This is a genomic window from Bacillus sp. AP50 (genome assembly GCF_040492675.1).
GTDB lineage: Bacteria > Bacillota > Bacilli > Bacillales > Bacillaceae_G > Bacillus_A > Bacillus_A cereus.
Map to the genome: position 1 here is coordinate 17,010 of NZ_JBEUTW010000107.1, position 15,464 is coordinate 32,473.

The following is a 15,464-nucleotide window of genomic DNA, read 5'->3' on the forward strand; positions in this document are numbered from 1 at the left end:
CTCTCCCTAGTTTCAACCTTTTTCTAATGAATAACAAAAGACCTCTTCCGATGAGAAGAGGTCTTATACATCTATAAGAAACACTCTTCTCATCTTTCAAGCACACGCTTGCTGGATTTGGCACAGCACTCTGAAATCGAGTCCGCTGCCGAGGCATCGTAGGGCCAGTCCCTCCGCCTCTCTTTATAAGAAGGTTTCATATTTATTTTTTAATAATAATTTCTTTCCTAACTTTACTCGCTTACAAAACAAAAGTCAATTATTTTTTGTATAGATTTTTTTGGTAATTATACAAAAATTCGAATACAACAATCATTTTAACTTTTCTATTTCTTCTTTCAACATTGAAATCCAATAAAATTCATTATTTTTTATTGTTGCTAATATCCATTTCGTAGTGTACCAAGCTAACTCATACTCTTCCTTCGTGACATCACCACTTTTATAAGCATCCTCTAGCTCCTCTTCATCTAATACATACACCTTACCGCTAGGTAATAATACTACATCTAAATATAAATCATCAAAATACGGTAAACCACGATCGTCTATTTTATATTCTTTCGCCACATCGATATAATATTGCACTAATTTTTTCTGATCATCTAACATAGCGGTAATCGCAAAGTTTTTCCCGTCTATGAAATATTGAATCCACGTATACTGATCCGCTGCAATACAAAGTTCTTCACCATCATATTCTTTACAACTAGGCTCTCTCACCTTTTTTATATCCAGTATTCCGAGCATTCCCTCTTCCACTTGCTTAACCGTATAACTCTTTTCTATTAGCCTCTTCCACGAAGAACCGTCACCATATTTACGTTTCATTATGTCTGCTCCTCTTCTATATACAGAAAAGCTCCCACATATTATGTGAGAGCTTGTTCATATTATAATTAAGCCGCTTGACCCTTTTCAGAAATCTCTTTTAAATAAGCTTGTCCTTTTTCAGCGTCATATTGACCTTCCCACTTAGACATAACTACAGCTGCTAAAGAGTTTCCTACAACGTTAACTGCTGTACGAGCCATATCTAAAATACGGTCAATACCAGCAATGAACGCTAAGCCTTCAGGTGGAATACCTACTGTACCAAGTGTCGCTAATAATACAACGAATGATACGCCCGGTACACCTGCGATACCTTTTGATGTAACCATTAATACAAGCAATAATGTAATTTGTTGTGTAATAGATAAATCAATACCGTACATTTGTGCTAAGAAAAGAGCCGCAATTGCTTGATATAAAGTTGATCCATCTAAGTTAAATGAATAACCTGTCGGAATAACGAAAGATGTAATTGCTTTCGGACAACCGAATTTCTCCATTTTCTCCATGATTTTTGGTAAAACTGTTTCTGAGCTTGCTGTAGAATACGCTAAGATCAGCTCGTCTTTTAAAATCTTAAAGAATTGGAAAATGTTGATTCCAAATATTTTCGCTGTAAGTCCTAAGACAACTACGACGAAGAAGATCATTGCTCCATATACGACAATTAGTAATTTCCCTAATGGAATTAATGAAGCAAGACCAAATGTAGAAACTGTAACACCAATTAGTGCAAACACACCAAATGGTGCAAATTTCATAACTTGGTTTGTTACGTAAAACATTGCGTCAGCTACACCTTGGAAAAATTGAAGAACTGGTCTTCCTCTTTCACCAATTGCTGCTACACCTAAACCAAATAATACAGAGAAGAAGATAATAGCAAGCATATCTCCGTCAGCTAACGACTTCATAATGTTCGTTGGAACAATATTTACAAATGTATCTGCAAATGAATGACTTTGTACTTGTTCTGTCGTATGTGTATATTTCGAAATATCTGTCTTTGTTAACTGCTCCATATTTACGCCTTTTCCTGGTTGGAAAATATTCGCTATTAATAGACCAACAATAATTGCAATTGTTGTAATAATTTCAAAGTAAAGAATTGTTTTTCCGCCTAGTCGACCTAGTTTTTTAACATCGCCAACACCAGCAACCCCAACAACAATACTTGCTACAACAATCGGTACAACGATCATTTTAATTAATCGGATGAAAATATCACCAATTGGTTGTAAGTACTTCACAACAGCTGGATTATCAAAGAAAATCGCCCCAACCGCAATACCAAGCGCAAGCCCTATTAATATTTGCCATGCAAGTCCTATTCTTTTCATATTTGTTGTAACCCCCTCTTCGATGTGTCACTCTATCTCTCATTCTATCTCTATAAAACTAAGAAATTAAGAGTATTACATATTATTCGACAATTCACTACATTTTGTCCCTGTTAAAAATCATAAATCAAAAATTTAAATCTGACAACAAAATAACTTTGCCCGAACACAAATAATTTTCTTGACAAAAAGCAGACCCATGTCAGAAAACCTAACATGAGAACGATTCCTCACTAGTGTTTTATTAGCTTTCCAAGTAATATTTCACCTCATAAAAACGATTACTTTCCTTCTTCATTTTACAGATTAATTCCAAAATATACCTTTGTTACACATATGAATAAAATGTATGTACTATGACAATTACAGTTGAAAAATGATAAATTCCGACAAAACTTAGCAATTTTATAAAATTTTCTTTACATTATGATTACAACGATAGACACTCTTCTTCTTATGATATATAACATTCATAGAGAAAGGAGTCAGACAACAATGAAAAAGAAATTTGCAGCGTTTAGTGTTTTAGCAGCAGGAACGATTTTTGCTTCCCCGTTACTTTCACCCGTATACGCTGAAACGAATCAAGATAAATTATCTAACATTCAATCTGAATTAGAAGGCAAACAAAGTGACTTACAAAATAAATCAGTCGAGAAAGAACAAATAGAAAAAGAAATTCAAGAATTACAGAAGAAAATTGATGAATTAACTACTTCTATTAATAAAAACGAAGCTGAATTAAACGATACAAAAAAAGAAATTAGCAAAACTCAACAAGTAATTGCTGACAAAAAGAAACATATAGAACAATTACAAACAAACATAGATACACGTCAGGAAGTTATTAAACAACGATTACAATCTATGCAAGAAAAACCTCGTACAAATATTATTACAGAGGTACTAACAAATTCTTCAAACATTGCCGATCTTGTTGATAATATGTACTCCGTAAGTTTAATATTAAACAACGATACAGATATTGTAAAAAAACAAACTTCTGATCAAAATGCTGTAACTACAGAAAAAGAGGCTGTTGAGAAAAAAGAACAACAACTGAAAGAATCTGAACAAAAACTAGAACAAAAACAGCAAGAATTACAAAATAACCAACAACAGCAACAAACTCTTATTAACGATCTACATACGAAAGTAGTAAAAGTAGATTCAGAGATTGAAGGATTAGAAGAATCCAAAGGCATTTTAGAAAATCAACGTCAAGCTGTTCAAAAAGCAATTGAAGAAGAAAAACGGGCCGAAGAAGCTCGTAAAGCGGAAGAAGCTCGCCAGGCAGAAGAGGCTCGCAAACAACAAGCTACTAAATCTGCTCAAGCAACTCAAGCGGCCCCAACACCACATGATACAAATATCGGTGGCTTTATCAAACCAGCAGCTGGATCAAAAACTTCCGGATTTGGTGTACGTTCTTTAGATAATCATAAAGGAATTGACATCGCCGCTTCGGGAACGGTTCCAATTATCGCCGCTGCAGATGGTGTTGTTATTCGTTCAGAATTATCATCTAGTTACGGAAACGTAGTGTATTTATCTCACCGTATAAACGGAAAAACATATACGACAGTATATGCTCATATGAATAGCCGTTCTGTATCGAATGGACAAACTGTAAAACAAGGCGATCAGCTTGGATTTATGGGGAACACGGGCCAATCATACGGACAACATTTACACTTCGAACTTCATCTTGGAGAATGGAATGTCGGCAAGACAAACGCAGTTGACCCATCTCCTTATATCGGATTATAAAAAACCTCGGTGCCTACCGAGGTTTTTTATTTACACTTCACACAATATAGGCATTCTACATAGACTATAACTAAATGCCTATAGTTTACGGGGTGATCAATATGAATACGCAATTACAACAAAAAATAGAAGAAGCTAGAGAGACGTATATTGGCCGGATATTTACATTTGGCGGCTCAGTATTATTTTTAATCGGTTCATTCCTTGCAGTCACTACAGCCTATAAAGCATATAATCGTTTATTACACTCATCAACATCCACATAAAAAAAGACGGGAGATCCCCGCCTTTTTTTATGCAAACATTTTAAATACACCTATCGCATTTAAAAATACAATTATTACAGTTACCGGAATAACATAACGAAGTAAGAAGAACCAAATGTTAAATAACGTTTTCCCCTTCGTTTCCGTCACTTCTAATTCTTTCATCAATAACTCTTTACTCATTTTATTTGGTACAAATAATGAAATAGCTAGTACTCCTAACGGCAGCAATACGTTACTTACCGAAAAGTCAACTAAATCAAAGAATGTTTTCCCGAATATTTTCACGTCACTCATAATCCCAAATGATAAAGCTGATGGAATACCGACTGCGAAAATAAGAATACCGATTAATAATGATGCTGACGGACGCTTCTTCTCATTACCTTTCGCAACAGATGCTACTACAATTTCAAGCATTGAAATTGCTGATGTTAAAGTCGCAAAGAAGAATAAAATTAAAAACATAATAAAGAAAAATTGACCAAATGGTATTTTTGCAAATACTGCTGGAAGGACGATAAACAGTAATCCTGGTCCTTCAGTTGGTTTTACTCCTAATGCGAAAATCGCTGGGAAAATTGCTAATCCTGCAAGTACTGTAACAAAAACAGTTAAACTTACAATAGATGTTGCTGATTTCGCTAAATGTTCCTCTTTCTTTAAATACGAACTATACGTGACCATTACTGAGGCACCTACTGTTAGTGAGAAGAAAGATTGTCCCATCGCGTATAAAATCGTATCTGCTGTAAGCTTTGAAAAATCTGGCTTTAAGAAGAACTCTACTCCAGCAAAAGCACCATCGAGTGTTAACGCACGAACAATAATCGCAATAAATAAAATAAATAATAGCGGCATCATGTACTTACTTGCCTTTTCTATACCTTTCTCTACACCTTTACTTACGACAAAAATTGTACAAAGCATAAAGATAAATTGTGCTCCAATCGCACTTAACGGATTTGAAATCGTTTCACCGAACAATTGTCCATAATCAGCTGCTCTATTCCAGAAACTTCCTGTCACACTATAATATAAATAAAGTAAAATCCATCCACCTACAACACTATAAAAAGATAGTACACTAAAACAAGTAACAACTCCCATACGACCAATCCAAGGATATACTTTGCTATTTGGCACTAGTACTTTATAAGCTGTAACGGCCTCTTTTTGCGTGCTACGTCCAATAACAAACTCCGCTATTAAAAGAGGCATACCTATAAATAAAGTTAATAGTAAAAATACAAGGAAGAATGCGCCTCCCCCGCCATTACCTGCAACATATGGAAATTTCCATATCGCACCAAGACCTACTGCGGCTCCGGCTGCTGCGAGTACAAATCCTATTTTCGACGTCCATTGCTGTGTTTCTTTCATCATAAATTCTCCTTTTCTGAATATTTAAACTTTTGTTAATTATAAACTTTCATTTCATACTCGCACACCTCCTTTAGAAAATAAAAAAGTCCCCTACACGCAAATATGCATGTAGAGGACGATATATGTAATATAAATACCGTGGTACCACCTCAATTGGATTGATAAATCCCACTTGTTCAAGTACAGGAATAATTCCGATACTCTATCCTTTTAACGGCGGAACCCGGGTTGCCTACTACAATGTTCAACATACCTCTCGCAAGCCCATTCTGTATATTTTATCGTACCGGGCTCCCACCTAACCCCAGCTCTCTGAACGCATCAAATATACGTACTCTTCTTGCTCATCGATTTTATCTATTGAAGTTACTTGTGATTATAAATTATATTTTTATATTTGTAAAGCTCACTTTATCTTTTATTATTTTAAAACCTTTTCCTCTAATTCTCGTAAAAAACTTTCTCTTTTCCCCTCGTTTTGCACATATACTGATTTCAACACTTCTTGGAGCAATATATTTCGCTCTCTCTTTTCTAACTGTAAATCTTTTAACTTCACCCTTACTTCATATAAAAAATCTAAATACGATTCATATGTCTCATCATATTTATTTGCAATCTCATCTCGAATTTTTTTTGCGAGCTTAGGGCTCGCTCCCCCAGTAGAAACTGCTATATTAAGTAAACCACGATGAATTGCTGCCGGAAAATGAACATTACCACTTTCCGGATTTGTAATAACATTTACTAATTGATTCTCGGCGGCATCTTCAGCAACTTGTTCATTTAATATTGAATCACTACTCGCTGCAACAACTAAAAAAGCACTTTTAATATCACTTTTCTCATATTCTCTTTGATACCAACGAATTTTCTTTTCTTCCACAAGTTTTACTAAATTCGCATCTAATTCTGGACTTATCACAACTATATCCGCACCCTGTTTGAGTAAAGGAATAATTTTAAATCCTGCAACTTTTCCCCCACCAATAACAACAACGCGTTTCTCATTAACTCGCACTGTAAGTGGATACATACTGATCTCCTTTCAATAACTCCGTCGTTTTCTGAATTAACATATCTTGAAACGCTTCATTCTTCCCTAAATATGGACTGATTTTTATCTCTCCCAATTCATATTGGCGCACTTCTTTCTCAATATGTTTCATAAGTAAACCTGTAAATAACAAGTAAGGCAGTACAACGATGTTCTTTTCTTTTTGTTCTACAACTTCCTTTAACTTCTCCTCAAATTTTGGCTCTGCAGCCGCTAAATAACAAACTTCTACTTTTTTAACCTTCTCTTTTGTTTGAAATAAAGAAGCAATCCAGTTTATATCTCTTAATACTTCAGGATCACTGCTCCCTCTTGCAACGAGAAGTAACGTCACTTCATTTTTATCTTCCTGTTCGATGCCACTTCCGCTATACACCGATTTAACAAGTGTTTCTGATACACCAAACGGATTACCATAGGTCACTTTAACATCCGAAAATTGATTAGTTAATTTTTCCAATTCAAAAGGGATATCTTTTTTTACATGCCCTGCCGCTAATAAAAAAACAGGGATAGCAATAATCTCAGTGGCCCCACGCTTCACACATGTACGAAAACCATCTTCAATAGAAGGATTCGCTAACTCTAAAAAACAAACTTCTTGAATAGTCGCTTCTATACGGCTCATACACGATGTAATAAATTGAATCGCCTCTTCTTTCGCTGTCTTCAAACGACTTCCATGACATATATATAAGACGGCTTTCATTTTACAACACTCCACTTACTTGATAAGCATTTTCTGTCTGCTTCTCAAACCAATGAATTTTTTCTCTAAAACGGACAACCTCTCCAATTACAATCATACTCGGATTTTGAATTTGCTCTTTTTTCGCAACATCTACAATTGTCCCTAACGTTCCAACAACTGTGCGTTGCATAGACGTCGTCCCCTGCTCAATAATAGCAGCTGGCGTACTTTTATCTTTTCCATGCTTCATAAGTTGCTCACATATGTAGGGCAAATTACTAACCCCCATATATACCGCTAAAGTCTCTACACCTTTCGCTAAACTCTCCCATTTCACTTCTTCTTCAGCACCTTCTTTCCTATGCCCAGTCACAATAGCAAAACTTGCACTTGCATCACGGTGCGTCACTGGAATGCCCGCATAAGCAGGAGCAGCTATTCCAGCTGAAATACCAGGAATGATTTCAAATGGTACACCTTGCTTTGCTAATGCTTCAGCTTCTTCTCCCCCTCTACCAAACACAAATGGATCGCCGCCCTTAAGCCTCGTTACAACTTTTCCTTTTTTCGCATACTTAATAAGAAACGTGTTAATTGTCTCTTGCTTCATCGTGTGATAATTCGGGAGTTTTCCACAATAAATTAAATCCGCGTCAGGCTTCGCGTGTGAAAGCAGCTCTTTATTCACAAGTCGGTCGTATAAAATAACATCTGCCTTCTCAATACATTTCAACCCTTTAACAGTAATTAAATCTGGATCGCCAGGACCCGCTCCAACAATATAAACCTTTCCCATCATCTCTCCTCATTTCTTCTATTAAAATGAAACTTCCATTCGTATATAAGAATGGAAGTTTTTATTTTTTCGTATTACTGATCTCTACTCATGAATAACAAATGCCGCACCTTTTCGAATCTTCTTTTTTTCAAACAAAGAAATCTCTTTTACCTCTGGCAACGGTAAAAAATGCTTTTCAAGCTCAATCTCCGCAAGCTTAAATGCCTGTTCTTCACTTTGAGCAACAACAACTATCGGAACAATATCACTCACTAATACAGCTTCAAATCGATATAAATCCATATCGTCCCTCCTAAGACGCTATGACTTCTTCTAACACGTTATTTAACGCTATTTGTAATGTATCTACACCAACACGACCTACAAAATCATAAAATGTCTCGGCTGGTAATTTATTCTCTTTGAAATAACTTATAAATGATGCAAGTACATCAGGTAGATCCTCGCCATCTATTTTTCCTTTTAACTTTTGATTGTAGGCACCGCCATCTAACAATGTTCCACCTACGTATATTTCAAACGCTTCAACAATGCCTTTTTCCTTCGTCTTCATTTTCACCCCTTGTAACCCAATGTCAGCAATTTGACGTTGACCACATGAATTCGGGCAGCCTACCATATGAATTCGAACTGGAACATCGAGTGCAATTTGTGTATCTAAGTATTCTGCAATTTGACGTAATCTTTCTTTCGTTTCTACTAGTGCAAGATTACAATATTCAATACCGGTACATGAAACCGCATGACCAATAAATGATTTCGGGCTTGCAGATATCGCTTCAAACAGCGGTTCACTAAGTAATCCTTTTACATTTTCCGGAGGAACGTTCGGAATAATGAAATTTTGTGAATTACATGTACGAATTTGTCCATTTCCATATTGCTTTGCGATTCTTGCAACCTCAAACATTTCTTCTGCATGTAAACGACCTACCGGTACATTAAAACCTACATATTTTAATCCCTCTTGTTTTTGGTCTTGAACACCATAAAAATAGCCTGCATTCCATCCTTTGAGTGCACTTTCCCCTTTACTTTGTAAAGGCCCTGTATACTCTATTAGTTTCTCTTTAAATTTCTCTGCTCCCCAGTCCGCAACAAGAAATTTCAAACGCGCTAAATGACGTTTCTCACGATATCCAAAATCACGGAATATAGTAGCAATTGCAATCGCCACCGCCTTCACTTCTTCTGGTAAAACGAATACATCTAATTCATCAGCTAAATACGGTCGAGCTGATAATCCTCCACCTACTTTTATATGAAAACCAACTTTTTTCTCACCATCTATTTCTTTCGTTGCAGGCGTAAATGCAACACAGTTAATTTCTGCGTTTGCTGAATTATAAATATTAGAACTAATAGACATTTTAAATTTACGTGGCAAGTTAGAAAACTCTTCATTATGTTGGAAGTAATCATATACTTCTTTTACAATATGCGTTGTATCAAATAGTTCATTTGCATCAATGCCAGCAAGCGGATTACCTGTAATATTCCGCGTTATATCACCACAAGCCCCCGCTGAAGATAACCCAACTCTTGCTAACCTTTTAAAAATATCTGGAATTTGCTGAATTTCTAACCAGTGAAACTGAATCGCCTGTCTCGTCGTAATATCTATTACATCACGTCCATAATCTTCAGCGATAGAAGCAAGTACTTCTGCCTGTGCATTTGTAATAATCCCTGACGGAATATTTACCCGCATCATAAAATAACCAGCTTCTTTCGGTCTTTGTAAATACAAGCCTGCCCATTTAAAGGCATCCCACTCTTCTTTCGGAATAGATTCGAAACCATTTTCCGCATAGTAAGGAATATCATTAAAAATTTCTAAGCCATCTTTTTCTAATTTATTTTTCTCGGTCTGATTTAATTTTTCATTGTTAGCCCATACTTTTTCATAACTCATTGTTTATCCCCCTATATAAAACTACGCTCTTGTAAGTACTTCACGATTTGTTCTGCACATTCTTCAATAGAATATTTGTGCGTTTCTACAATTAATTCCGCTTGCTCTGGCTCTTCATAAGGCGAATCAATACCTGTGAAATCCTTAATATCACCTTTCCTTGCCTTTTTATAAAGTCCTTTCGGATCACGTTTCTCACACTCTTCAATCGGACACTTCACAAAAATTTCAATAAATTCATCTGCCGCTAATAAATCTCTTACTTGTTTACGGTCCACTCGAAATGGTGAAATAAATGCTGTAAGGACAACTGCTCCTTGATCTACAAATAACTTTGCCACTTCGCCAATACGTCTTATATTTTCCATGCGATCACTTTCAGAAAATCCTAAGTCTTTATTTAAACCGTGGCGAATGTTATCCCCATCCAGCACATAATTTCCAATATTCTTTTCAAACAGTTTACGAGCGACCGCATTCGCTACTGTAGATTTACCCGAAGCTGATAAACCAGTAAACCAAATTACAAAACTATGATGTCCATTCTTCACTCTTCTCTCATCTTTTGAAACCGAAGCTGTATGCCAAGTAATATTCGTATCCATCTCGTTCTCTCCCTATTCTGTTACTACTTCTTTTTTCAAGCCTTTAATTAGCACTTCCACTACTTCTTTACGACTAAATGTACTTGGCGGAATCTCACCGTTTCTTAATAATTCTCTTACTTTCGTACCCGATAAAATAACATGATCTTCTTTTCCGTGCGGACATGTTTTCGTTGAAGCCATCGCTTCACATTTCGTGCAGTAAAAACTATGTTCAAAGAATAGTGGTGTAATTCCTAACTCTTCTATCGTAAAATTTGTGAAGATTTCTTGCGCTTCATACGTTCCGTAATAATCTCCTACTCCAGCATGATCACGCCCTACAATAAAGTGGGTACATCCAAAATTCTTTCTTACTAACGCATGAAATATCGCTTCCCTTGGTCCTGCGTAACGCATTGCAGCAGGAAATACACTTAAAAAGACACGATTTTTCGGATAATAGTTTTGAAGGAGTACTTCATAGCTTTCCATTCTTACATCAGCAGGAATATCATCCGATTTCGTTTCTCCAACGAGCGGATTTAAAAAGAGACCATCTACAATTTCAAGAGCAGACTTTTGGATATACTCATGGGCACGATGTACCGGGTTTCTCGTTTGAAATCCGACCACTGTTTTCCACCCACGTTTTTTAAATTCTTCCCTCGTTTCAATTGGGTCTAAATGATAAGAAGGAAATTGATTATTTTCAAAGCGTTTTGTTAGAATAATAGTTCCTCCAACGTAAACGTTTGATCGTTCATATAATTTTTCCACTCCTGGATGAGCCCCATCCGTTGTTTTATATACAAGTAACGCTTCTTTTTCTTTATCTGGTACAAAAATATCTTCTATTTGAATGACACCGTATATATTTCCATTGTTGACAAGCTTTACTTCCTCTCCAACTTTCAGGCTTTCTGCGACTTTTTCTGTTACAGGTAATGTAATTGGTATACTCCACACACTACCATTTGCTAAACGAAGCGTTTCTACGACTGAATCATAATCTTCCTTCCCTAAAAAACCAGTAAGGGGGCTATATCCACCTGTCGCCAATAGTTCTAAATCACTTAACGCAATATTGTCTAACTTAATTTCTTTTTCAATTTGTGATACGTCATATGCCTCATCTATACGGTTTACTAATTCGTTTACTATGCTCATTTTTCTATATCCTCTCTTAGCTTTATTTCAAGATTCATCTTATTGGTAATGAAGACCACATTCAGTTTTCACTTTTCCAGCCCATCTACCATCTCTTGAATCGCCACCATCCCCAACAGGTAACGTACATTTCTCACACCCAATACTTGGATAACCAATATCATGCAACGGGTTATACGGCAAGCTATGTTTGTATACATATCGCCAAACTTCTTTCCACGTCCAATGAATGAGTGGACAAACTTTAATAGATTGAAAACGATGATCTTGATTTATAAACTTTGTATGCTTACGTGTTTCTGATTGTTCCCTTCTTAAGCCTGATATCCATGCTTTTTCCACTACTAATGATTTTTCTAAAGGTAAAATTTTTCTAATCTTACAACAAAGATTCGGATTGCTCTCCCACAGTTTTTCACCATGCAACTTCGCCTGTTCATCAAGTGTAAGTTCTGGCTGTTTTTCTATAATATTCAATGAAGGAAATCTTTCCCGCACTTTCCGAATTAATTCATACGTTTCTTGAAAATGAACATTTGTATCCAAAAATACGACTTTAGCATATGGATTTACTTGGTTTATAATGTGCAGCAATACCATACCTTCCACCCCAAAGCTACATGCGTAGACAATTTCATCTTTATACTCTCCATAAGCCCACTTTAATACTGATAGCGCGCCTTTTGTTTCGTCTTCTTCCGAGAATGAAACAACATTTCCTTCCCACGTTTCATACGTCAACATGTTTTTTCCCCCTGTAAAAGCAAAAAGACGGTTTTAACCTAATGAAAATAGGTTAAAACCGCCTCTAGTTTTTCTAGTCAGCGCTTTTCACTTTAAACGTACTTTTTCACTTTTCTCTAACTGAATTACTTTTCCATCTTGCACAACAATTGTAATTGAACCATATTTCATATCAGCAAGCATCGCTTCAATCTTCTCGGATACTTCATCAAAATGTTCCCGTACACTCACGCGAACAGCCCCCCCTTTTTATTCATAAAAAAAATCTTTCCCATTTCGAAAAGACTGTTCGGTAATATATTTTACCTTATCTTTCAAAATGGATCCCATTTTGCTGGATTTAGCACCTTGCTTTCTATAAGCAGGTTGCCGAGCTTCTTCGGGCCAGTTCCCTCCGCTTCTCTTGATAAGCTTTGTATTTGTATTTTATCACAATTCTGATTTTTTTCAATCCTAGTTTTCCGATATATTTTAATTATTTTATTTTATAAAAAAGGAATTGCCCATACGAACAACTCCTTTTCCTATTTAGACAAGTTCTTTAATACGTATGCGATCGTTCCCAATAATATTTTCATATGTTTCGCGTTCCACAACTACTTGCGATGTTCCGCCTTTTGCAAAGACAACGGCTGGTCTTCGAATCCGATTGTAATTATTCGCCATCGAGTACCCGTATGCTCCTGTACAGGAAACTGCTAGTAAATCAGAAGCAACGACTTTCGGTAAATGAATATCCCAAATCAACATGTCTCCACTCTCACAGCATTTCCCGGCAATCGAAACGAGTTCCTCATTCTCATCATTCCCTCGATTCGCTAACATCGCTTCATAACGCGCGCTATATAAAGCTGGTCTTAAATTATCTGTCATTCCACCATCGACTGATACATATTTCCGAATACCAGGAATATCTTTCACAGATCCAACTGTATAAAGTGTTGTCCCAGCATCACCTACAATGCTACGGCCTGGTTCAACCCATATTTCTGGCAATGGATATTCACATACAGTAAATTGTTCTCTCACTGCACTTGTTACAGCTCGCACATATGTCTCAAGAGTTAATGGTGTATCTGACTCTGTGTAACGTATTCCAAATCCTCCGCCTACATTTAACACTTTTACTACATAGTTTGTTTGCTCTCTCACTTCTACTAAAAATTGGCGAAGAACTTCAATCGCTCGAACAAAACCAGCTGTTTCAAATATTTGCGATCCAATATGTGAATGGATCCCTAGCACATTATAATTTGATTTTTGTAAAGCAAATCCAATTGCCTGCATTGCTTGACCGTTTGAAACGCCAAATCCAAATTTCGAATCATCTTGACCTGTCGTAATATATTCATGTGTGTGCGCCTCTACTCCAGGCGTTACACGAATTAATATGTTCACAAATTTCCCATGTTGCATCGCTAAATCGTGTAAAACTTCTAATTCAAAGAAGTTATCTACGACAAAACAACCGATATTCGCCTGAAGAGCCATCACTATTTCTTCTTCTGTTTTATTATTTCCATGAAAATGAATACGTGATGCCGGAAATCCTGCTTGGAGCGCAGTATATAATTCTCCCCCAGAGACAACGTCTAATGACATATTCTCTTCACGAGCTACTCGGCACATCTCCATGCACAAGAACGCCTTGCTTGCATATGCTACTTGATAAGAGAAACCACTTTCTTTAAAAGCACGATGAAATGCTCGGCATTTTCCTCGAATAGACTCTTCATCGTATACATAAAGTGGTGTTCCGTATTGCTTTGCTAGCTGCGTCGTATCGCACCCTCCAATTTCTAAGTGTCCTTGCCCATTAATTCGGCTTGTGCCGTGTAAATACATTTAAATTCCTCCCTTATTTCCTCTAAAACTCATAACCCCAATCTTCTATTCATTGCAGCACGCTTTTAGATAGACAAAAAACGCGCGGAACAATGTTCACACGCGTTTCTTATTAGGAAAAATATATATTGAAAAAATAAACGAGTTGTTATCTCCTCAAAATAAGAAACCGCATCAACATCTCCAAATAGCTCTCCATAAAATAAATCTTATGACAGTACTACATTTATTCAATGCAGTCCCAATATATGAATAAGATGGTTATTCTTATATTTCGGCAATAGTCCCTTTCAACCTATGATCACAGATTCCATTAAATCTCCCATAGCTTACTCTTTCCTATCGCGGCCTCTACCTTTGAGAGTAGATGAGGTAAGTCTATTTAATTTTCAAACATCTAATTGTTGCTATTAACAATACCAAAGGACCATTTTATTTGTCAAACAATTTTTTATATTGTTTTTTTACAGTTTAGTTTTGTATCGTTTGGTAAGCGCTTTACTGAAATCTTTGTCACTTCCCATTCGCCTTCTTCGTTATTAAATGTAATCGTTACCTTCTCAAATGGTGGAGCAATTTTCCCAGCAACACGTTCATACTTTGTCACTTCAATACTTGCTTGAAATAAATATGTACCGCTATACACTTTTTTTAAACTAATAATTTTAGGACATTGATAAGGTTTCAAACTTCCATATTGTTTTTCAATTGCTTTATTTATTTTTGGAAATAAAACAGAATAAAGTGCATCTTCCATAAGAGGTGCATCATATTGGGCTACCGACACACTCGGTGAAGTAAAAAGTATAACACTACTGCATGCTATAAAATATAATAATTTTCGCATTATAACCTCCGTATTATCACGCGATTCTTTCTGCGTACGATAATTATCATACATAGAAATTCTGTTTTATTGTCTCCCACCACTCTTTTTCTACTCGATTATTATAAAAAAGCCCACAACCTTCTTTTATTTTCGTATAATGATACTCATAGTATAATAATCATAATAACAAAGGACTGTTCGTATATATAAAATGAGTCGTTAAGCAAACTGACT

The 15,464-nt window shown here is 36.1% G+C and carries 16 protein-coding genes, 3 riboswitches and 1 other annotated feature; of the genes, 2 read left to right on the plus strand and 14 right to left on the minus strand.

Annotation, left to right across the window (positions count from 1 at the left end):
- Positions 1-86: 86 nt before the first annotated feature.
- A riboswitch (SAM riboswitch) is annotated at positions 87-192 on the minus strand.
- Between the two features lie 120 nt (positions 193-312).
- Both ABWK52_RS09790 and gltP read right to left on the minus strand, forming a co-directional pair.
- On the minus strand, positions 313-831 hold the full coding sequence (locus ABWK52_RS09790) for a DUF402 domain-containing protein (protein WP_000824661.1): 519 nt from the start codon (positions 829-831) through the stop codon (positions 313-315).
- Positions 832-899: 68 nt separating this feature from the next.
- The gene (gene gltP / locus ABWK52_RS09795) at positions 900-2,174 is read right to left on the minus strand and encodes a glutamate/aspartate:proton symporter GltP (protein ID WP_000821131.1); all 1,275 of its coding nucleotides are present in this window, start codon (positions 2,172-2,174) and stop codon (positions 900-902) included.
- Between the two features lie 495 nt (positions 2,175-2,669).
- Between gltP and ABWK52_RS09800 the strand changes: the two genes are divergently transcribed.
- On the plus strand, positions 2,670-3,944 hold the full coding sequence (locus ABWK52_RS09800; RefSeq protein ID WP_098541394.1) for a murein hydrolase activator EnvC family protein: 1,275 nt from the start codon (positions 2,670-2,672) through the stop codon (positions 3,942-3,944).
- Positions 3,945-4,045: 101 nt separating this feature from the next.
- Positions 4,046-4,210: a hypothetical protein gene (locus ABWK52_RS09805; RefSeq protein WP_001096002.1), complete on the plus strand. Its 165-nt coding sequence runs from the start codon at positions 4,046-4,048 to the stop codon at positions 4,208-4,210.
- Between the two features lie 27 nt (positions 4,211-4,237).
- Here the strand turns inward: ABWK52_RS09805 and ABWK52_RS09810 are convergent, their stop codons facing one another.
- The 12 genes from ABWK52_RS09810 to ABWK52_RS09865 form a co-directional block, all read right to left on the minus strand.
- Positions 4,238-5,593, minus strand: a complete 1,356-nt coding sequence (locus tag ABWK52_RS09810) for a sodium-dependent transporter (protein ID WP_000665441.1) — start codon at positions 5,591-5,593, stop codon at positions 4,238-4,240.
- Between the two features lie 111 nt (positions 5,594-5,704).
- Positions 5,705-5,953, minus strand: a binding site (T-box leader).
- A 64-nt stretch (positions 5,954-6,017) separates the two neighbouring features.
- The gene (locus ABWK52_RS09815; RefSeq protein WP_000283363.1) at positions 6,018-6,632 is read right to left on the minus strand and encodes an NAD(P)-binding protein; all 615 of its coding nucleotides are present in this window, start codon (positions 6,630-6,632) and stop codon (positions 6,018-6,020) included.
- A complete protein-coding gene (locus tag ABWK52_RS09820) occupies positions 6,607-7,362 on the minus strand; it encodes a sirohydrochlorin chelatase (protein WP_000648885.1) in 756 nt (251 codons plus the stop codon). The genes ABWK52_RS09815 and ABWK52_RS09820 overlap by 26 nt, the downstream gene beginning before the upstream one ends.
- 1 nt (position 7,363) lies before the next feature.
- Positions 7,364-8,140, minus strand: coding sequence for a uroporphyrinogen-III C-methyltransferase (cobA, locus tag ABWK52_RS09825; protein WP_000521255.1), 777 nt, complete (start codon positions 8,138-8,140; stop codon positions 7,364-7,366).
- Between the two features lie 84 nt (positions 8,141-8,224).
- Positions 8,225-8,425: a DUF3906 family protein gene (locus ABWK52_RS09830; RefSeq protein ID WP_000366918.1), complete on the minus strand. Its 201-nt coding sequence runs from the start codon at positions 8,423-8,425 to the stop codon at positions 8,225-8,227.
- A gap of 10 nt (positions 8,426-8,435) precedes the next feature.
- On the minus strand, positions 8,436-10,058 hold the full coding sequence (locus ABWK52_RS09835) for a nitrite/sulfite reductase (protein ID WP_098507903.1): 1,623 nt from the start codon (positions 10,056-10,058) through the stop codon (positions 8,436-8,438).
- 11 nt (positions 10,059-10,069) lie between these two features.
- Positions 10,070-10,663 carry an adenylyl-sulfate kinase gene (gene cysC, locus ABWK52_RS09840; RefSeq protein WP_000380499.1) on the minus strand — a complete coding sequence of 198 codons (594 nt, stop codon included), beginning with the start codon at positions 10,661-10,663 and terminating at the stop codon, positions 10,070-10,072.
- Between the two features lie 12 nt (positions 10,664-10,675).
- Positions 10,676-11,812, minus strand: a complete 1,137-nt coding sequence (sat, locus tag ABWK52_RS09845; RefSeq protein WP_098541392.1) for a sulfate adenylyltransferase — start codon at positions 11,810-11,812, stop codon at positions 10,676-10,678.
- Between the two features lie 39 nt (positions 11,813-11,851).
- Positions 11,852-12,556: a phosphoadenylyl-sulfate reductase gene (locus ABWK52_RS09850; protein WP_098541390.1), complete on the minus strand. Its 705-nt coding sequence runs from the start codon at positions 12,554-12,556 to the stop codon at positions 11,852-11,854.
- Between the two features lie 87 nt (positions 12,557-12,643).
- Entirely contained in the window at positions 12,644-12,787 is a 144-nt protein-coding gene (locus tag ABWK52_RS09855) for a YezD family protein (RefSeq protein ID WP_000116158.1), read from the minus strand.
- 73 nt (positions 12,788-12,860) lie between these two features.
- Positions 12,861-12,969, minus strand: a riboswitch (SAM riboswitch).
- 115 nt (positions 12,970-13,084) lie between these two features.
- Positions 13,085-14,401 (minus strand): diaminopimelate decarboxylase, encoded by a 1,317-nt coding sequence (gene lysA, locus ABWK52_RS09860; RefSeq protein WP_000280645.1) that lies wholly within the window; start codon positions 14,399-14,401, stop codon positions 13,085-13,087.
- Between the two features lie 180 nt (positions 14,402-14,581).
- A riboswitch (Lysine riboswitch) is annotated at positions 14,582-14,763 on the minus strand.
- Positions 14,764-14,852: 89 nt separating this feature from the next.
- Positions 14,853-15,248: a DUF3888 domain-containing protein gene (locus ABWK52_RS09865; protein ID WP_001228823.1), complete on the minus strand. Its 396-nt coding sequence runs from the start codon at positions 15,246-15,248 to the stop codon at positions 14,853-14,855.
- Between the last annotated feature and the right edge of the window lie 216 nt (positions 15,249-15,464).